This window comes from Nocardioides sp. YR527 (assembly GCF_900101045.1).
Classification (GTDB): domain Bacteria; phylum Actinomycetota; class Actinomycetes; order Propionibacteriales; family Nocardioidaceae; genus Nocardioides.
In genome coordinates this window covers 201,037-219,787 of sequence record NZ_FNFN01000009.1, presented here as the reverse complement: position 1 = coordinate 219,787, position 18,751 = coordinate 201,037, and the positions used below count along the sequence as shown (strand labels likewise).

Genomic DNA, 18,751 nt, shown 5'->3' with positions numbered 1-18,751 from the left:
GTGCTCACGCTCCAATGCCGATGAAGGCGAAGATCGGGCCGATCGAGACGACGCCCATGTACCAGCTGAGCAGCGTCGCGAGGGTGCCCAGGGTCAGCAGCCACACCGGGTAGCGGTAGCCGTTCAGGACGTCGCGCTGACGGAACCAGCCGATGTACATGAAGATCGTCATGCCGATCGGCAGGATCAGGCCGTTGAAGCCGCCGACGAAGACCAGGATAGCCGCGGGCGCGGCGCCGATCAGCAGGTAGAGGACGAGGGAGACCACGATGAAGCCGACCGTCGCGACCTGCAGCCGCCACCCCGTTCCCAGCTTCTTCGAGAAGGTCGAGATGAAGGTGGCCGAGGTGTACGCGGCGCCGATGACCGAGGTGATCGCCGCGGCCCAGAAGATCGCACCGAAGATGCGGATGCCCGCATCGCCGAGCACGGCCCCGAAGGCCTGACCGGCAGGGTTGGCGGCCTGGCTCGAGAAGTCGAGGGTGACGCCCGAGGCCACGACACCGAGGATCGCCAGGAAGAGTACGTAGCGCATGATCCCGGTGACCAGGATGCCGCTCATCGAGGCACGGTGCACGGCCGGGACGTGCTCGGGGCCGACCAGGCCGGAGTCGAGGTAACGGTGGGCGCCGGCGTAGGTGATGTAGCCACCGACGGTGCCGCCCACGATCGTGGTGATCGTCGCGAAGTTGAGCGTGTCGGGCACGAAGGTCTGGCGCAGCGCGTCGCCGACCGGAGGCTGTGACGCGATCGCGACGAAGAGCGTCAGCCCGATCATCAGCAGACCGAGCACGAGCACGACCATGTCGACGACGCGACCGGCCCGCTTGTACATGAAGATGCCGATCGCCAGCAGCGCCGAGAGCAGACCGCCGACCTTGGGCTCGATGCCGAGCAGGGCGTTCAGACCGAGGCCAGCGCCGGCGATGTTGCCGATGTTGAACGCCAGACCGCCGATCACGATGAGCGTGGCCAACAGGTGACCGGAGTACGGCACGGCCTCGTTGGCCAGGTCACCGGCTCGCTTGCCGGCGACGGTGATCATCCGCCACACGTTCATCTGGAGCGCGAAGTCGATCAGGATCGAGGCCAGGATCGCGAAGGCGAAGGCCGCGCCGAGCTGCGCGGTGAAGGTCGCAGTCTGGGTGATGAAGCCGGGGCCGATGGCCGAGGTGGCCATCAGGAAGATGGCGCCGAGGATGGGTCCTCGGCGGGAACGGGCGAAGCTCTTCGCGCGCTCGGCGCTGGTTGTCTCAGTCATGGGGGACTCCTGCCATCTACGGGCCGTGTGGCTGGCGCCACACTCTAGGTGTAGTACAGGATGGCACTGATTGTTCAACAATGATAGTTCGGCCTGTTAAATTGATGTTGCGATTGTCCACGGATGCGATCCCCTAGGATGCGGTCATGCCCGATGCCGACGACACCCTCACGAACGCGCTGCGGCGTCGGATCATCGACGGAGAGTTCGCGCCCGGCACCCGGCTGTCCGAGATCTCCCTCGCGGAGAAGCTCGGCGTCTCGCGCAACACGCTCCGCGAGGCGTTCCGCGTGCTCTCGGAGCAGGGGCTCATCGAGCACGTACCCCATCGCGGAGTCTCCGTCGCCTCACCCGGCGTGGCGGACGTCGTCGACATCTATCGGGCGCGGCGCTACGTCGAGCCCGCAGCCCTGGCCGCCGGCTCCCCGCTGCATCCGGCCGTGACCGCGATGCGCGAGGCGGTGGAGCAGGGAGAGTCCGGCCTCGAGGCGCGCGACTGGCGCTCGGTCGGCACTGCCAACATGGCGTTCCACGACGCCATCGTCGCCCTCGCCGACAGCCCGCGCCTCGAGCGGCTCTTCCGCGACATCGCCGCCGAGCTGCGCCTCGCGTTCCTCGAGATCGACAACCCCGAGGCGCTGCACGCTCCGTTCGTCACCCGCAACCGCGCCCTGCTCGAGACCTTCCTCGAACAGGGCGGACCCGCTGCCGCGGCCGAGCTGCAGGACTACCTCGTCCTCTCCGAACGCACCGTCCTCGGCGCCTTCACCCGCCTGCGCCACGACTAGACGCTCGAAGAGCTCGAGTGAGATCAGGCGGTCTTGAGATGCCGGAGTCGGGTCACGGCATCGGCACCGACCGGCGGTGCGGCCATTCAGGAAGGGCATCCACCACCGCCACTGAGACGGTCTCGGGGGCGCGTTCGATCAGCTCGATCAAGGAGGTCAGATACTCGCCTGCATCGATGTCGTCGCCGATGACCTCGAGCACATCGGCAGGGATGGACGGCAGGGCCTCCATCAGCACGCCGTAGGCGGAGTCCTCGATGTTCAGCGCTCCAGTCTGCGGGAAACTTCGACTTCCGGGACCACTCCCGCTCGGACTCACGAGTGGCTCGGTGCCGCTCCAGGAAGTGCGCGCTCATCCATGCCGAGATCTTCGGGCGCTCCGACGGGCGGAACGGCGCACTCGCACCGTCCGCCATCGTCGGATAACTCCATCTCACGAACAGGAACGGGAGTCCGGACCACCGACAGTCTCGGACGCCCGCGAGCTCAGGCAGCGACCAGGCCGCGCAGCCGCTCGTCGCGCGGCCAGGCACCGGCCCAGACGAGGACCGCGGTGGCAATGGCGAAGACGGTGTTGAAGGCCGGCTGTCCGAAGACCAGGTTCACCGTCACCGCGCCGCCCAGGTAGGCGGTGATCAGGACCGTCCCCATCGCCCGGGTGGCCGGGACGTGGTAGGCGATCAGCGAAAGGCCGAGGACCGCGCCGCAGACGACCGGGAACCAGCCCGCTGCGCCGATCTTGTCGTTGAAGTCCATGACGGGTTCGACCCGCAGCAGGTGCGTGACGATGTCGAAGCCGAGGAACAGGGTGACCAGGACGGTGATGACCCAGCCGGCTCGTTGTGCGTTGGTGCTCATCTCGATCTCCTCAGAGGTGGGTGGTGTTGCTCGTACCCACGCGTCGAGCCGGAGCCCGGGATCTCGACATGCCCCTCGAATCTTTTTGGGACCGCAGTGCAGAATCCCGCCATGGCAGGGAAATTCAGCCAGAACCGCGGAGCCAGGCGGACGCTTTCCCGCCATGGCGGGAAAGCGTCCCGTCCCGCCCGTTACGCCAACAGCGCGCGAGCCTCCGGCGAGTCGTAGAAGCTCGAGAGCCGGCGACGGACCAGCTGCTCGAGGACGCCGGCCTCGGCGAGCGCCTCGATCACCGGCGGACCGAAGCGGAGCGCCTCCTCGACCAGGTCGTCGCGGCCCAGCCCCCACTCCTCCAGGAGCCGGTCGAGGGTGAAGCTCCCATAGGTGTCGAAGAAGAAGTCGACACCGGTGTCGACCAGGGCCTGCAGGTAGTCGGAGTCTCGGACGTCGAGCCAGACCTGATAGAGCCCCACGAAGAGCGCGACCAGCTGCTCGTCGTCGACCAGGTCGGCGATCTCGCGCACCGGACGGGTCGCGAGCGCGTCCCAGACCTCCAGCAGCGCGTCGTGCACCTCCTCGTCGGTCACCGAGGTCGCGGCGGTGTCGCTGAGATAGCCGAGCAGTGCGCCTGCACCCCGCTCCGCGAGCTCGCGGGCACTCTGGTCGACGGCCGCGCCGACCGGGGTGCCTTTCACCGTGTCCGCCATCCGGCCGGCGAAGCGCTCCGCGATCGAGAAACCGAAGGAGCCGCCCGGCAGGTTGTCGGCGAGCCGGCGGCCGGTGTCGACGGCACCCCTCGCGGTGCCACGCACCAGGGTGCCGACGCCGGCCTGGATCCCGGAGTTCTCGGCCAGACTGCGCAGGACCTGCTGGCGCAGCGTACGCATCTCGACGAGGGCCTCGACCAGCTCCGCGATCCGCGGCCGGCTGACCACCTTGCCCAGCTGGGTGTCGTTGGCGGGATGCGCCTTCAGCCGCGTCGCGAGCGCCCCGGCGACCTCCGGGATTGCGCCCGGGAGCCGGAAGGTGCTGACGTACTTCAGCGCGACCTCCTTGATCAGGTCGCGCGGCATCACCTGGTCGAGCGTCAGCCCGTTGGCGGCACCCAGCGCGAAGTCGATCTCGCCGGTGACGAGATCGAGAAAGCGTACGCCGCGCAGCGCCGCCATCTCGTGGGCGACATGTGCGTCGAGGAGTCGTCGAGCGAGGTCCGGCTCAGTCATGGACGACATTGTCCACGGCCGGAGTCACTCAACGAATCATTCCCACTCGATGGTGCCCGGGGGCTTCGAGGTGATGTCGACGGTGACCCGGTTGATCTCGCTCACCTCGTTGGTGATCCGGGTCGAGATGCGCTCCATGACCTCGTAGGGCAGCCGGGCCCAGTCGGCGGTCATCGCGTCCTCGGAGGTGACCGGGCGGAGCACGACGGGGTGGCCGTAGGTGCGGCCGTCGCCCTGGACGCCGACCGAGCGGACGTCGGCGAGCAGCACGACCGGCATCTGCCAGATGTCGCGGTCGAGACCGGCGAGGGTCATCTCCTCGCGGGCGATCGCGTCGGCCTCGCGCAGGATGTCGAGCCGCTCCTTGGTGACCTCGCCGATGATGCGGATGCCGAGGCCCGGGCCGGGGAACGGCTGGCGCTGGACGATCTCGTCGGGCAGACCGAGCTGGGAACCGACCGCGCGCACCTCGTCCTTGAAGAGCTCACGCAGCGGCTCGACCAGCTCGAACTCGAGGTCCTCGGGGAGGCCGCCGACGTTGTGGTGGGACTTGATGTTGGAGGTGCCGGCACCGCCGCCGGACTCGACGACGTCGGGGTAGAGGGTGCCCTGGACGAGGAAGGCGACCTTCTCGTCGCTGTCGCCCAGGATCTCGACCTCGGCACGCTCGAAGCAGCGGATGAACTCGCGGCCGATGATCTTGCGCTTCTCCTCCGGGTCGGTGACCCCGGCGAGCGCGTCGAGGAACTCCTTCTCGGCGTCGACGATCTTCAGCTCGGCGCCGGTCGACTCCCGGAACGCCTTCTCGATCGCAACCGACTCGTTCTTCCGCATCAGGCCGTGGTCGACGTAGACGCAGGTCAGCCGGTCACCGATCGCCTTGGCGACGATGGCCGCCGCGACCGCGGAGTCGACGCCGCCGGAGAGGGCGCAGATCGCGCGGTGGTCGCCGATCTGCTCGCGGACCCGCTCGATCTGGTCCTCGGCGATGTTGCCGATGGTCCACGTCTGGCGCGCGCCGGCGATGTCCCACAGGAAGTGCTCGAGGACCTTCTGGCCGTGCTCGGAGTGGAGCACCTCGGGGTGCCACTGCACGCCCGCCAGCTGCTTCTCGACGTTCTCGAAGGCGGCCACCGGGGTGTCGGCGGTGCTCGCGAGCACCGTGAAGCCCTCGGGCGCCTCGGAGACCGAGTCGCCGTGCGACATCCACACGTTGTGGGCCGGCGGGATGTCCTTGAGCAGCGTGCCGGAGACACCGACGGTGACCGGCGTGCGCCCGTACTCCCGCGCGCCGTTGTCATCCACGGTCCCACCCAGGCCCTGGGCCATCAGCTGGAACCCGTAGCACATCCCGAACACCGGGGTGCCCGCGGTGAACAGGGTGTTGTCGATGGCGGGGGCGCCGTCGGCGTACACGCTCGACGGGCCGCCGGAGAGGATGATCGCCTTCGGGTTCTTGGCGAGCATCTCCTCGACCGGCATCGAGTGCGGCACGATCTCGGAGTAGACCTTCGCCTCACGTACGCGGCGGGCGATCAGCTGCGCATACTGCGCGCCGAAGTCCACCACGAGAACCAGATCGTGCTCTTCCGCCCCAGGAGCCTGCGTCATGCACGAATCCTAACGACGCGGTACGCCGCCCGCGAAATGCACCAGGGCCCGGCCGGGGAGGGAGGTGGCCGGGCCCTGATTGCCCGAGGCAAAGCTGTCCCGGACGTAAGACCCGGCATGTATTAGGGAGGGAGCAATCCCGGGTCTGATCACTCCAACGAACTCTCTTAACCACAGTTACGGGTCAACCAAAAACTTCCTGCCAGAAAACTTCCTGCGCAGTTCATGTCACCATGGCAACGGATTGGTCAACGGACGTCAACAATTGGCAGCTGCAGGGCAGCGGGCGCGCTCGCGGGCACCGCGGGCGAGGCCGGCCTGACGGGCTGGATGCGCGCGTAGCCCGCACCCAGCTCCGGCCGCGGGTCGGCCTGGTCCTTGTTGGGCCAGAACGCCATCGCCCGCTCGGCCTGCGCGGTGATCGTCAGCGACGGGTTCACACCCAGGTTGGCGGAGATCGCGGAGCCGTCGACGACGTGCAGCCCGGCGTGGCCGTAGAGCCGCTGGTAGGGGTCGATCACGCCGGTGTCCACCGAGTCGCCGATCGTGCAGCCGCCGATGAAGTGGGCCGTCATCGGCTTGTTGAACGGCTCCCCGATCGTGCCGCCGGCGTACCCCGGCTTCTCGCCCGAGCTCATCACCCCGGCCATCTTCCGCACGGCGTCGAGGCCGGCCGGGATCCAGGTCGGGTTGGGCTTGCCGTGGCCCTGCTTCGACGACATCCGCCACCCGAAGATCGTGCGCTTCGGGAAGGTCGTGATCGAGTTGTCGAGCGCCTGCATGACCAGCGCGATGACGGTGCGCTCGGACCAGTGCTTGAAGTCGTAGAACGTACGCAGCGAGCGCCGCTGCAGCCACATCTCCTTGATCCACCGACGGAGCCGATGCGGACCACCCTCGGTGAGCACCGTCTGCATCGCCGCGATCGCGTTGCTGCCGTGGCCGTAGCGGACCGGCTCGATGTGGGTGTGCTCGTCGGGGTGCCACGAGGAGGTGATCGCCACGCCCTCGGTGTAGTCGACGGCCGTGTCCGGCGCGATGGCGCCGAGGATCGACTCGGAGTTGGTGCGGGTCAGCTCGCCCAGGCGGTCGGAGATCTGCGCCAGATCGCCGGTGCGCTTGAGCTTGTGGAGCAGCTTCTGGGTGCCGAGCGATGCCGCCGAGAAGATCACCTGGTCGGCGGTGAACTTCCGGGTGCGGCCGATGCCGAGCTTCGCCGTGGTGGAGCGGGTCTCGATGACGTACCCGCCTCCGGTCCTGGCCGGGTAGACGCGGGTCACCGTGGTCAGCGGGTGCACCTCGGCGCCGAACTTCTCGGCCAGGTAGAGGTAGTTCTTGACCAGGGTGTTCTTCGCGTTGTGGCGGCAGCCGGTCATGCACTCGCCACAGTTGACGCACGTACGCCGGGCGGGGCCCTCGCCGCCGAAGTAGGGGTCCGCGACCTCCTGCCCGGCCACGTGGTTCGGTCCGCCGAAGAAGACGCCGACCGGCGCCTTGTGGAAGGTGTCACCGCGGCCCGACTCGGCCGCGACCTTCTGCATGACCTCGTCGGCCGGGGTCAGGCCGGGATAGAGGTTGACGCCGAGCATCCGCTTGGCCTGCTCGTAGTAGGGAGCGAGCTCGTCCTTCCAGTCGGTGATGTGGCTCCAGGAAGGGTCCTCATAGAACGGGTCGAGCGGCTCGTAGAGGGTGTTGGCGTAGACCAGCGAGCCGCCACCGACCCCGGCGCCGGCCATGATGACCGCGTCCTTGACCATGTCGATCCGCTGGATCCCGTAGCAGCCGATCGCCGGCGCCCAGAGGTATTTGCGCAGGTCGAAGGAGGTGTTGGGCAGCTCGTCGTCGCTGAACCGGCGACCCGCCTCGACCACCCCGACCTTGTATCCCTTCTCGGTCAGCCGCAGCGCGGAGACCGAGCCACCGAAACCCGACCCGATGACCAGTACGTCGTAGTGGCTCATGCGCGGCCCAGCGACTTCAGCACGCGCAGCGAGGCGGTCATGAACTTGGCGTACGCCTGGTCGCTCATCCCGAACTGCGGGGCGAAACGCAGGATCGCCTGGGAGGCGACCGACTGGGTCTCGGTGTAGCGCAGGATGCCCTCGACACCCTGGCGACGGCCCTGACCGGACTCGCGCATGCCGCCCATCGGGGCGTCGATGCTCGCGAAGGTGGCGCCGAAGGCCTCGTTGATGTTGATCGTGCCGCACTTGATCTGGCGGGCGATGCGGCGGGCGCGGGCGGTGTCGCGGCTGTAGATCGAGCCGTTGAGGCCGTACTCGCCGTCGTTGGCGCGCTCGATCGCCTCCTCCTCGCTGTGGAAGCGGTAGACGGAGACGACCGGGCCGAAGGTCTCGTTGCCGAAGCAGGTCATCTCCGGGGTGACGCCCTCGAGGATGGTCGGCTCGAAGAAGAACGGCGCCAGGTCGGGGCGGGCCTTGCCGCCGGCGAGCACGCGGGCTCCCTTGGAGACGGCGTCCTCGACGTGGGCGGCCGCGGTGTCGACCTGGGCCTGCGAGATCAGGGTGCCCATGTCGTTCTCCCACCCGAGGGTGGCGCCGAGGGTCATCGCCTGGGTGCGGGCGACGAAGCGCTCCACGAACCGGTCGTAGACCTTGTCGTCGACGAAGAGCCGCTCGACGCTCACGCACAGCTGGCCGGAGTTGGAGAAGACCGCGCGGGTCGCGCCCTCGGCCGCCTTCTCGATGTCGGCGTCCTTGAGGACGAGCATGGGGTTCTTGCCCCCGAGCTCCAGGCTGGCGCCGATCAGCCGCTCCGCGGCCTGCTTGGCGACGATCTTGCCGGTGTTGGTCGAGCCGGTGAAGCAGACGTAGTCGGCGCGCTGGATGATGCTGGTGCCGATCTTCGAGCCCGGTCCGGCGACGACCGTCCACAGGTTCTCCGGGAGCCCGGCCTCCGCGAGCAGCTCGGCGCCGAGGAGCGCGCTCAGCATGGTCTGCGAGTCGGGCTTGATGACCACCGCGTTGCCGGCGGCGATCGCGGCCAGGCCGTCGCAGAGTGCCATCGTGAACGGGTAGTTCCACGGGCTGATGATCCCGACGACACCCTTGGGGACGTGGTTGAGCTCGACCCGGGTGAGCACCGGGATGACGCCGAGCTTGCGCTCGGTGTCGAGGATCTTGCTGCTCTTGCGCCCGTAGTAGCGGGCGGTCAGCGCGATGTGCAGCGGCTCGTCGAAGGCGTGCTTGCGGGCCTTGCCCGACTCCAGCACGATCAGGTCGAGGATCTCGTCCTGCCGGTCGAGGACGAGGTCGTGCAGCTTGATCAGGATGCGCTCGCGCTCGGCGACCGAGGTCGCCGCCCACTTCTCCTGCGCGACCCGTGCCTTGGCGAAGGCCGCGGCGACATCGTCGTCGCTCGACTGCGGGATGTGCGCCAGCGGCGCCCCGTTGAGCGGACTGATGACCTCTCGGCTCTCCCCCGTCGTCGCCACGACTCGGCCGGTCAGGCGGGAGACGTAGTCAGGCTCGAGGGCCAGGGACGCCGCGGCGTCGTGCTCGGGATCGAGCGGGCCCTCGACGATCGGGCCGCCTGAAGAAGTCGGGTTCGATGCGCTCATGTACCGAGAGTATGTGACCGGCGTCTCGGAAGCCAGACAGGCGTCCCACTAACTCACGATACGAACGTCGGCGGCCCACCACAGATAGCTGTGTTGCTCGGCGGGGAGGTCGATGACGACGCGGTCCAGCGGCAGCCGGTCGAGGGCGTACACGGTGCACTCCTCCGCGGGCGTCGCCCGGTAGAGATAGGCGTCCAACGGCCATTTCGTACGCAGCCACTCGTCGAGCCGCTCGGCGACCGACGCGGTGAGCTCGGGATCACGGTCCTGGCGGAGCCAGTAGCTGACACGGGCGGTGGAGCCGCCGGCGTACCTGAGGAGGGTGCGGGCGTCGGCGCCCATCGCCTCCAGGTAGGGGAACAACGGCTGCACGTAGAGGCAGCCGAGGGAGGAGGTGCCCTCGGGGTCGAGGAAGAGGTAGGTGAAGGCGCGCTTCGCCTGGTGGTCGGACCAGTGCCTGATCACCAGCGGCAGGTTGTCGTCGCTGCCGAAGCCGGCCACCGGCCAGCGGCCACAGCTGTGGTCGCGGATCACGTCCGGGCTGGCCAGGTACGCCTCGGTGTCAAGGTCGAGCAGCTCGGGTCGGAGCGGCGCGAGCACGAAATCGTCGGTGGCCAGCGGCTCGGGGGGATCAGCGACCAGGAACATGTCGTCAGAGTGCTACGTCAACCGCTTGGTCCGCCACGGCAATTCGTGGCACGGCCCATGCCGGGCTCGGTCGCGACCCGCGAGCACCATCAGCTCGAGGTGAACCGCTCCAAGGACGCCAGCTCTACGCGGTCGGCGGGGGTCGTGGCATACCGGGACACAAGACCGATGACCTCTTTGGCGGGGAGAGCTACAGCCGTGATACCAATTTTGATCTCCTCGTCACCACGCAGGCGCAGCCCGATCCACCCGTCCCAGAGTGGATCGCTCTCCACCTCGAAGATGTCGCGCCACGACACGGTGCGTGATCGGCTCAGCATCGGGTACGAGGTCAAACCATCCGGAGTCAAGAGCAAGCCGCCCCGACGACGGACAATGGCGACGGCCATGAAGCCGGCCAGTACAAGTAACCCCGGCGCGCAGATGACAAGCGCTCCTGCGCGGCGGTCTCCTGCATCGGCAACGAGCGAGACGACCCCGACGATGGCGCCTCCGACAGCCCCGAACAGGCAGACGGCGAACACTTCGGCGGCATAACCCGGGCGTCGCGGCAGCAGTACGCCACCGCCGAACGCCTCCGGTTCCAGGCGTCCCCGTGGCGCGTACACAACATGGGCTGAAACGCCGCACGCGATGACCCCGCATCCCCCGGCAATCTGGAGCCACGTTGAGTCCGAAAGTGCAACCAGGAACGCAGACGCGATGACACCCGCCGCCAGGAGAACCCCGACCCCAAGTCGATGACGCCGGCGGCGGCTCAGACCCATCCAGTCGCCCAATCCCATGCGTTCTCGACTCCATCCGTCGCGCCGTTCCAGCCATCTTTGATTCCTTCATCGACCGAGTCGGTGAAGGAATCCGGTAACGCGTCCCAGCCTGCCGCCGCGCCCGCACCTGCAGCAACGCCAACCACCGCTGCCCCAAAGCCGACGGCCAGTGCCGTGCCCCATGCTGGCGACGAAGCCGTGATCCCAGCGATGGCGGCCCCCGCCACCATTCCGGCCCCGATACTGGCCGCGGTTGAGGTGATCACTTTCCCCGGCGACTTCCCCTCTTTGAGGTCACCGTAGGCGTTCCAGAGTTCGAGCCCAATCCCGATGGGCCCAAAAGCCTTGCCACCCTTCCCTGCCCACTCGGCGAACTTGCCGAGTCCCTTGACCTTCGCCTTGGTTGTCGCCTTGTTGCCCTCCGCACGCCGGCCGGGATGGCCAGAGCGTCTCAGTTTCCTGAGATCCTCGGCCTCCTTCATAAGCTCCTTCGCTCGCTTTCCGAGACCCTTTTCGCCTCCCGACGTCGTGAATCCAATCAGCAACGCATGTGCGTTGTCCTTCAAGAAGTCCCTAAACTTGTCCAGGCCAGACGTCTCTTGCTTGATCTCGGCCCGGGCTGGGGTCAGATTGGCCGCGATCCACTGTGTGAACGACTCACGCTCGGCAACGACCTCGTCGATCAGTCGGTTGTAGAGCTCGACTTTCGCTGCCGCAACCTCGTATGCCGCCATGGCCTGATCCAGCTGAGCTTGCTCACCAGTGCTCAACGCCCTGGATGGCACGCTAGGACCCACCGCTGTCGGCGGCTCGGCAATCACCGTACCGCTGACGTTGAGCCCACCGGCCGAGGCTTTTTCACGCGAGTCCGCCATTCGATCTTGACAGGTCCTCAGACGGTGGGCATAGAGCTCGAACTTGCTTGCCGCCCGCTCAACAACCGGGGCCAGATCGTCAGCCGCGGCGACGAGACCTCGCGCATATCCACGGTAGGCATCTCCAGCGTCACCCTCCCAGCCGTCGAGGGCCATCGAACGCGCCACCTGGACCTTGTCACCAGCGGTCGTAACGGCGCCTTTCAGCCGCGAGCGGAGCCAATTGGCAGCAGCTTCCACATCCCCGGGCGCGCCATCTACCTTCGTTTCGAGCATCATCGCACCTCCGATGCGAGCAACTCGAAGGTGAAGGCGACATCTTCGTCAGTCACCTGAAGGTCAAGGATCGACGAGGTCACCATCTCCGAACTGGCCCGGTTGATCATCGCCAGCGTTCCAGCTGCATCGGCGACTTCGGCGAGTATCCCCGTCAAGTCGGGCGCGCCCTCACCACCGTCAACACTCTCCGGAATCGACCCGGCCAGGTCATCGATCCCGTCCGCCGCGTCCACGTGTGCGCTCTGAATACCCTCCGCACTCCTGGGATCGATTCGGATGGTCACGACGTACCCTCCTGCGACATCAGGCGCATCTGTGGCGGCAGCGGTATGTCAAGGTAAGCCGCGTCGTACGGCTTCACCGCCTTCAGATCCGCAAGATCGGCCGTCTGGTAGAGCACCCAAGGGTGAACATCACCGCAACAGGCCATGAACCGGTCCAACGCTGTGTAGCCCATCAGGGCGACCGTGCCGTCGGCCATCTGGACCATCAGGATCTCGTCGACCTCACCCGCATCGTTGAGTTTGCAGGGCAGGTACGCAACAGGTGGCTGGATCGCAGCCGGTTCCCGAGTCATGCTGTTCTCCTACCGCGGCGTCGCCATTCCAAACATTCTCGCCCTGAATTTTACCTTCACCGCAGACAGGTCAGACGAGGTCTTCGACCTCCAAGCGCGCGCGGTCGGCCTCCTCGTCGGTGACCTGGAGCTGCGAGCGGCGCTCGGCCTCGATGCGGCGCAGGTAGTGGTCGACCTCCTCCTTGGTGCGCGCCTCGTCCCAGCCGAGCTCGTCAGCCATGATCTTGGCGACGCCCGGGGCAGCGCTGACGCCGCGGTCGAAGGTCTCCATGGAGATCCGGGTGCGGCGCTCGAGGACGTCGTCGAGGTGACGAGCCCCCTCGCACTGGACGGCGTAGACGACCTCGGCGGCCAGGTAGTCCTCGGCGCCTTCCAGGGGCAGCGCGAGCGGGCGGCGTTCCTGGATGAGGTCGAGCACGTCGTCGATCAGGCCGCCGTGACGGCCCAGGAGGTGATCGATCCGGGCGACGTGGAGGCCGGAACGACGGGCCAGCAGGACGCGCTGGTTGGAGCGGGTCTCGAAGCCCTCGGCCCCGACCAGGCGCACCTTGTCGGTGATCGAGTCGCGCAGGGTCATGTTGGTCGTGGTCCCCAGCGAGTGGGCTGCGGCGTCGACGGCGTCGCGTGCCATCACCCGATAGGTCGTCAGCTTGCCGCCGGCGATCAGCACCAGGCCCGGAAGCGGGGTGACCACGAGGTGCTCACGGCTGAGACCTGCGGTCTGGTCGGACTCACCGGTCAGGAGCGGGCGGAGCCCGGCGTACACGCCCTCGACGTCCTCGAGGTCGAGCGGCTCGCGCAGGATCGCGTTGACGTGATCGAGGACGTACTCGATGTCGGTCTTGGAGGCGGCCGGGTGGGCGAGGTCGTAGGTCCACGGGGTGTCGGTGGTGCCGATGATCCAGTGGCGGCCCCACGGGATCACGAAGAGGACCGACTTCTCGGTGCGGACGATGAAGCCCGACTCGGAGCGGATCCGGTCGCGCGGTACGACGAGGTGGATGCCCTTGGACGCCTTGACGTGCAGGGCGCCGCGGCCGCCGACCATCGCCTGGATGTCGTCGGTCCATACGCCTGCGGCGTTGACGACGGTCTTCGCCCGGATGACCAGGTCCTGGTCGTGCTCGAGGTCGCGGGCCCGGACGCCGACGACCCGCTCGCCCTCGCGCAGGAACCCGGTCACCTGGACCCGGGTCGCGATGTGGGCGCCGTGGGAGGCCGCGGTGCGGGCGATCGTCATGACCAGGCGGGCGTCGTCGACCTGGGCGTCGTAGTACTGGATCGCGCCGGTGATCGTGTCGGTGCGGAAGTCGGGGGCGATCCTCGACACGCCCCGGCGGGTGAGGTGGCGGTGGCGCGGCAGGCCGGAGTTGCCCATCCCGGAGAGCGGGCCGAAGCTCGCCATGCCGTCGTAGAGCGCGAGGCCCGCGCCGATGTAGGCGCGCTCCCACACCGGGTTGGTCAGCGGGTAGAGGAACGGCACGGGCCGGACCAGGTGCGGGGCCAGGGTGTTGAGCAGCAGACCGCGCTCCTGAAGCGCCTCGCGGACCAGCTCGAAGTCGAGCATCTCGAGGTAGCGGAGCCCACCGTGGACGAGCTTCGAGCTCCGCGAGCTCGTTCCCGAGGCCAGGTCGCGCTGCTCCACCAGCCCCGTGCTGAGGCCTCTGGTGACGGCGTCCAGCGCCACCCCGGCGCCGGTCACACCCCCTCCGACGACGAGGACGTCGAGCTCGGTCTCTCCCGCTGCTCCGACCATCGCTCCGATCGCGAGATCACGGCTGTGTGGACTCAGTGCCCCTGTACGAGTCATACGTTCGAAGTTAACTCACCACATCGAATTGTCACTTCTGGCGCGCGAGAATTCACCGGCGCGGACTGATAAGTCACGCAGCCGTCACAGACGGGCGGCGCTGACGAGCGTGGCGAGGCGGTCGGCGGGCATCGGCTCCTCGACGACGAGCATCTTGTCGCCGTCGGCGTGGATCATCGGGCGGGCACCGTCGGGCTCGGGAGGCGCGGTGGCGATGGCGACGTGCATGACCCGTCCGTCGGGGCGCGCGAAGAAGTAGAGGTCGCCCTCGGTGACGTCGTCGAGGTCGATCGCCTCGAGCGCGGCGGCCTGGTCGCGGGCATCGCGTGGGAGACGTACGCCGATGGCCTCTGCGGCTCGGAAGACCAGGCCGGAGCAGTCGATGCCGGCATCCGTCGTGCCACCCCAGACGTAGGGAACGCCGAGGTAGGTGCGTGCCTTGGCGAGCAGGGTGTCCACGGGTGCGGCCAAGGCAGCTGTCGGCAGCCAGCCTGGATAGCCCCGCTCGTCCTTCGAGGAGGCGTGGGAGGGGACCACGACGTACGTCCACTCCCCCTGCGTCTTCAGGACGACGACCTCCTCGCCGGGGACGACCTCGGTCTCGTGCTCGGCGTCGTCGGCAGGCTCGGTCACGACGAAGGTGGGCTGGTTCACGGTGGTCATGCAAGGACTCCTTCGATACCGAGGCCGGGGGCGCCGGGGAACAGGATGCGGGGACCGTCGTAGCCGATGCCGCCTTCGTACGGACTGGTCCTCGCCCACCAGCCGGCATCGAGGTCCTGCTCGCCGGGGATGCCGAGCGCTGCCACCAGGGCTGCGGCCGCACCGATGCCAAGGTGGGACTCCATCATGCAGCCGACGAGGCGGCCGAGGCCGTGGCTCCTCGCGACCTCCAGCAGCTCGACCGCAGGCGTGATCCCGCCGCACTTGGCCAGCTTGATGTTGACCGCGTCCGCCGCCCCGGCCCGGATCACGTCGACGAGGTCCTCGAGGTCGAAGACCGACTCGTCGGCGAGGATCTTGTAGGGCTGGTGACGCCGGACGTACGCCATCCCCTCCAGGTCTCGCCGAGCGACCGGCTGCTCGACGAGCTCGAGCTCGACGTCCTTGTCGGCAAGTGTCGTGAGCACCGCGACCGCCTCGTCCGCGCGCCAGCCGGTGTTGGCGTCCAGCCGGAGGCGGCATTCCGGGGCCGCCTCACGGACCGCGAGCACTCGCTCGGCATCGCCCGCCGGATCCGTCCCCACCTTGATCTTTAGCGTCGTGAACCCGTCCCCCGCTCGGGCGGCCGCCGCCTCCGCGAGGTCGGCGGGGGTGCCGACGGAGAGGGTCATGTCGGTCAGCAGCTGTGTTGGTTTCGACACGCCTCCGCCTCGCGGCTCCGAGGTCTGAACGAAGTGGCCTTCAACCAACGGGGGGCCAGCGTTGGTTGAGCCGGGCGAGCGCCAGCGAGCCCGTGTCGAAACCAACACATCCAGGTGCTCGACCATGGACACCCCGGCCCGCCGGGCGACGAGGTCGTGCAGCGCGATGTCGGCGGCCATCTTGGCCGACCGGTTGCCGACGACGGCGGCTTGGACCAGGCCGGCTGACGACAGGTCGGCGGCGGCACCGACCAGCGCGTCCGAGATCGGCCCCTCGAGTGCCGCGGCGGACCCGGCGAGCGAGTCGCCGGTGACCTTCCAGACCTGCGGCGCCTCACCCCAGCCGACGCACCCGTCGGAGTCCTCGACGGTCACGACGACCGTCTCCGCGAAGTCGGTGCGACGCAGAGCCGTCACGAACGGGGTGTGCAGCGGCACCCGGACACGCCGGGTACGCACCGCAGCGACGCGAGGCACCGTCACAGGGTCGACCACAGATAGCGAGCGACCTCGCTGATCCGGAACTCCGACTCGTCGTCGTCCAGGCCGGTCGTGAGCACGACCATCACCTGCGGTTCGCCCTGAGCGGGCCGGATGATCGCCATGTCGTGGCGTACGCCGTCTACCCAGCCGGTCTTGTTGCCGACGACCGCATCCTCAGGCACCCCGAGCGGGATCGCGTCGCGGTACTCCTGGGCGACCAGGATCCCCTCGAGCTCGGCGGTCGACTCGGGTGAGAGCAGCCGGCCGGAGGCCAGCTTGGTGAGCAGCTTGCCCATGTCGTTGGCGGTCGCCAGGTTCTGCAGCCCTGCCTCACGGGCGGGCGCGTCCTCGATCCCGCGCAAGACCGTCGTCATCGGCGTCACGCCGGCGTCGGCGAGCACCGCGGCGACCTCCTCGAGGCCGACCCGCTCCAGCACCAGGTTGACGGCCAGGTTGCCGGAGACGGTCAGGGAGCGACGTACGAGATCACCCAGCGGCAGCGGGGAGCCGACCGCTGCCCAGGTCTCGGGGTCCTGGTCCTCGGCCGGGTCCATCTCGAAACGCGACCCGTCTACGGCGGAGTCGAAGTCGGGATGCACCCCGATCGGCTCGTCCAGCGACAGCAGGCCGCGGTCGCGCAGCCGATAGGCGGCGATCGCGACCGGCACCTTCATCAGGCTCGCCGCATAGTGCTGCTGGTTGACGTTCTGCGCCTGCGTCGGGATGCCGTCGAGGCCACTGAGCCAGGTCGAGACCAAAGGTTCCACATCCGCGAGACTAGTGGAGGTCGCCCAAACGTCGTTGACGGTTTCCCGGGCCGGTGCTCTACTCCCTGCCGTGACTCCTGTGACGACGCTCCAGCCTGCCTCGGTCATCGACGAGACGACCCGCCTGCTGACCGCGCACTACGTCTTCCCAGAGATCGCCGAGCAGGTCGCCGAACTGCTGAAGCGCCGCCTCGCCGAGGGCTCCTACGACGTCGAGGACGCCGCGGAGCTCGCCGGTCTCGTCACCGCCGACCTGCAGTCCGTCAACGACGACAAGCACCTACGTCTCAAGCACCACGCCGAGCCGGTCTCCCCCGAGCAGGGCGCCGCCACCATGGAGTCGATCCGGCGTGACTTCGACACCTCGCTCGGCGGCGCGCCCCGGCTGGAGCTGCTCGACGGCGGAGTCGCCGTCCTGGAGCTGGCGCCGATGCTGTTCCCGCTGGAATGGGCCGCCGAGCCGCTGGGCGCGGCGCTCACCGTGACCTCCCGCGCCGAGGCGCTGATCGTGGACCTGCGCGGCAACCGGGGCGGCGACCCCGACACCGTCGCCTTCGTCTGTAGCTACCTCCTCGACGAGCGCACCCATCTCAACACCATGCACTGGCGCAGCGACGGTCGCACCGAGCAGTCCTGGAGCCTTCCGTACGTCCTCGGCGCACGCTTCGGCGGCATCAAGCCGCTCTACGTGCTGACCAGTGGGAGCACCTTCTCCGCCGCGGAGGAGCTGGCCTACGACCTGCAGCAGCTCGGCCGTGCCGTCATCGTCGGCGAGACCACCCGCGGCGGCGCGCACCCGTGCAAGGGCTGGACGGTGCACCCCCACCTGGAGGCGACCATCCCCACCGGCCGCGCCGTCAACCCCGTCTCCGGCACCAACTGGGAGGGCACCGGCGTACGCCCGGACGTCCCGTGCCCGGCCCACGAGGCCCTCGCACAGGCGCACACACTGGCCCTGGACCGCCTGGGAGGCTGACTCGACAGGCCCTCGGTCGCACCCGCGGTGTCACTGCGGCTGCCACGGCCTCAGGCGTGGCCGTCGAGCTCCTGCCGGAACCGGTTCACACCGTCGAGCCAGGTGTCGACGTCCGCTGCGCGCGCGGCGTACTCCTCGGCCACGTCGGGCTCGAGCGACACCCAGAACTGCGAGGTCTGCCCGGCCTCCCAGACCGCGTCGGCGACCTCCTCGGCGGTGAGCGCACCCTCGGCCGAGATGAACCCGGGCAGTCCCGAGGACCGCTCGAGCATCGCCGTCTTCACGCTGCGCGCGACGATCGCCTGAGCGACGACCCCCTGGTGCCGGTACGTCGCGGCGAGCCACTCCGCGAAGGCGATCTCGGCATGCTCGGTGGCCGCGTAGGAGGGCGAGCCGAGCAACGTCAGCAGACCGGCGGAGGACGAGGTCACCACGAACCGTCCGGCGCCCCGCTCGACCCAGTCCGGCAGCAGCAGCCGCGCGGCGCGTACGTGGGCGAGGACGTTGACCTCGTAGGAGGTCAGCCAGGCATGGTCGGAGGCCTCGAGACCGCGGCCCCGGTCGACGCCGGCGTTGCCGTACCACGCGTCGATCTTCCCGAGCTGCTCCCTGGCCGCCTCCACGAGCGCGGCGGAGCCGGAGGCCGAGGCAGTGTCACCGGGGACGGCGAAGGCGCCGATCGAGTCCGCCACGATGGCGAGCTCGTCGGCGTCGATGTCGGCCACGACGACGCGACATCCCTCCGCGACGAACCTCGTGGCCAGAGCCTTCCCGATTCCTCGGGCTGCTCCGGTCACGACGACCCCGCTCCCGGGTGCGAGTACGTTCACGGACCGACCTCCAGTGGCGTGAGTGAGGGTTCATCACTGTAACCGAGGTCGGCC

General features: G+C 68.5%; 19 protein-coding genes. 2 read left to right on the top strand and 17 right to left on the bottom strand.

Annotation, left to right across the window (positions count from 1 at the left end):
• Positions 1–4 precede the first annotated feature (4 nt).
• Positions 5–1,261: an NRAMP family divalent metal transporter gene (locus BLT25_RS24970; RefSeq protein WP_091051886.1), complete on the bottom strand. Its 1,257-nt coding sequence runs from the start codon at positions 1,259–1,261 to the stop codon at positions 5–7.
• A gap of 146 nt (positions 1,262–1,407) precedes the next feature.
• Here BLT25_RS24970 and BLT25_RS24965 point away from each other — a divergent pair, with 146 nt between their 5' ends.
• A complete protein-coding gene (locus tag BLT25_RS24965; protein WP_091051884.1) occupies positions 1,408–2,049 on the top strand; it encodes a GntR family transcriptional regulator in 642 nt (213 codons plus the stop codon).
• 52 nt (positions 2,050–2,101) lie between these two features.
• Here the strand turns inward: BLT25_RS24965 and BLT25_RS24960 are convergent, their stop codons facing one another.
• The 15 genes from BLT25_RS24960 to BLT25_RS24890 form a co-directional block, all read right to left on the bottom strand.
• Positions 2,102–2,287 (bottom strand): hypothetical protein, encoded by a 186-nt coding sequence (locus BLT25_RS24960; protein ID WP_091051882.1) that lies wholly within the window; start codon positions 2,285–2,287, stop codon positions 2,102–2,104.
• Between the two features lie 248 nt (positions 2,288–2,535).
• On the bottom strand, positions 2,536–2,907 hold the full coding sequence (locus tag BLT25_RS24955; RefSeq protein ID WP_091051881.1) for a DoxX family protein: 372 nt from the start codon (positions 2,905–2,907) through the stop codon (positions 2,536–2,538).
• Between the two features lie 191 nt (positions 2,908–3,098).
• Positions 3,099–4,130, bottom strand: coding sequence for a hypothetical protein (locus tag BLT25_RS24950; protein WP_143033852.1), 1,032 nt, complete (start codon positions 4,128–4,130; stop codon positions 3,099–3,101).
• A gap of 36 nt (positions 4,131–4,166) precedes the next feature.
• Positions 4,167–5,741 (bottom strand): glutamine-hydrolyzing GMP synthase, encoded by a 1,575-nt coding sequence (gene guaA / locus BLT25_RS24945; RefSeq protein ID WP_091051878.1) that lies wholly within the window; start codon positions 5,739–5,741, stop codon positions 4,167–4,169.
• Positions 5,742–5,989: 248 nt separating this feature from the next.
• The gene (locus tag BLT25_RS24940; protein WP_091051876.1) at positions 5,990–7,702 is read right to left on the bottom strand and encodes a GMC oxidoreductase; all 1,713 of its coding nucleotides are present in this window, start codon (positions 7,700–7,702) and stop codon (positions 5,990–5,992) included.
• Positions 7,699–9,321, bottom strand: a complete 1,623-nt coding sequence (locus tag BLT25_RS24935) for a succinic semialdehyde dehydrogenase (RefSeq protein WP_091051874.1) — start codon at positions 9,319–9,321, stop codon at positions 7,699–7,701. The genes BLT25_RS24940 and BLT25_RS24935 overlap by 4 nt, the downstream gene beginning before the upstream one ends.
• 48 nt (positions 9,322–9,369) lie before the next feature.
• On the bottom strand, positions 9,370–9,969 hold the full coding sequence (locus BLT25_RS24930) for a hypothetical protein (protein WP_091051873.1): 600 nt from the start codon (positions 9,967–9,969) through the stop codon (positions 9,370–9,372).
• A gap of 89 nt (positions 9,970–10,058) precedes the next feature.
• A complete protein-coding gene (locus BLT25_RS29560) occupies positions 10,059–10,754 on the bottom strand; it encodes a hypothetical protein (RefSeq protein ID WP_143033851.1) in 696 nt (231 codons plus the stop codon).
• Entirely contained in the window at positions 10,727–11,887 is a 1,161-nt protein-coding gene (locus BLT25_RS29555) for a hypothetical protein (RefSeq protein ID WP_143033850.1), read from the bottom strand. The genes BLT25_RS29560 and BLT25_RS29555 overlap by 28 nt, the downstream gene beginning before the upstream one ends.
• Positions 11,887–12,174, bottom strand: coding sequence for a hypothetical protein (locus BLT25_RS24915; protein ID WP_091051868.1), 288 nt, complete (start codon positions 12,172–12,174; stop codon positions 11,887–11,889). The genes BLT25_RS29555 and BLT25_RS24915 overlap by 1 nt, the downstream gene beginning before the upstream one ends.
• The gene (locus BLT25_RS24910; RefSeq protein ID WP_218131474.1) at positions 12,171–12,467 is read right to left on the bottom strand and encodes an SAV_915 family protein; all 297 of its coding nucleotides are present in this window, start codon (positions 12,465–12,467) and stop codon (positions 12,171–12,173) included. Before BLT25_RS24910 ends, BLT25_RS24915 begins: the two co-directional genes overlap by 4 nt.
• A 70-nt stretch (positions 12,468–12,537) precedes the next feature.
• Positions 12,538–14,277, bottom strand: a complete 1,740-nt coding sequence (locus tag BLT25_RS24905; RefSeq protein WP_091051867.1) for a glycerol-3-phosphate dehydrogenase/oxidase — start codon at positions 14,275–14,277, stop codon at positions 12,538–12,540.
• 84 nt (positions 14,278–14,361) lie between these two features.
• The gene (locus BLT25_RS24900; protein ID WP_091051865.1) at positions 14,362–14,940 is read right to left on the bottom strand and encodes a C40 family peptidase; all 579 of its coding nucleotides are present in this window, start codon (positions 14,938–14,940) and stop codon (positions 14,362–14,364) included.
• Positions 14,937–16,118, bottom strand: coding sequence for a dipeptide epimerase (locus BLT25_RS24895; protein ID WP_091051939.1), 1,182 nt, complete (start codon positions 16,116–16,118; stop codon positions 14,937–14,939). Before BLT25_RS24895 ends, BLT25_RS24900 begins: the two co-directional genes overlap by 4 nt.
• Before the next feature lie 2 nt (positions 16,119–16,120).
• Complete coding sequence (locus tag BLT25_RS24890) at positions 16,121–16,891, bottom strand: serine hydrolase (RefSeq protein WP_176884248.1); 771 nt, start codon at positions 16,889–16,891, stop codon at positions 16,121–16,123.
• A 70-nt stretch (positions 16,892–16,961) separates the two neighbouring features.
• Here BLT25_RS24890 and BLT25_RS24885 point away from each other — a divergent pair, with 70 nt between their 5' ends.
• The gene (locus tag BLT25_RS24885) at positions 16,962–17,867 is read left to right on the top strand and encodes a S41 family peptidase (protein ID WP_091051862.1); all 906 of its coding nucleotides are present in this window, start codon (positions 16,962–16,964) and stop codon (positions 17,865–17,867) included.
• A 50-nt stretch (positions 17,868–17,917) separates the two neighbouring features.
• Here BLT25_RS24885 and BLT25_RS24880 read toward each other — a convergent pair whose 3' ends face one another.
• Positions 17,918–18,697, bottom strand: a complete 780-nt coding sequence (locus BLT25_RS24880) for an SDR family oxidoreductase (RefSeq protein ID WP_091051860.1) — start codon at positions 18,695–18,697, stop codon at positions 17,918–17,920.
• Positions 18,698–18,751: the final 54 nt, after the last annotated feature.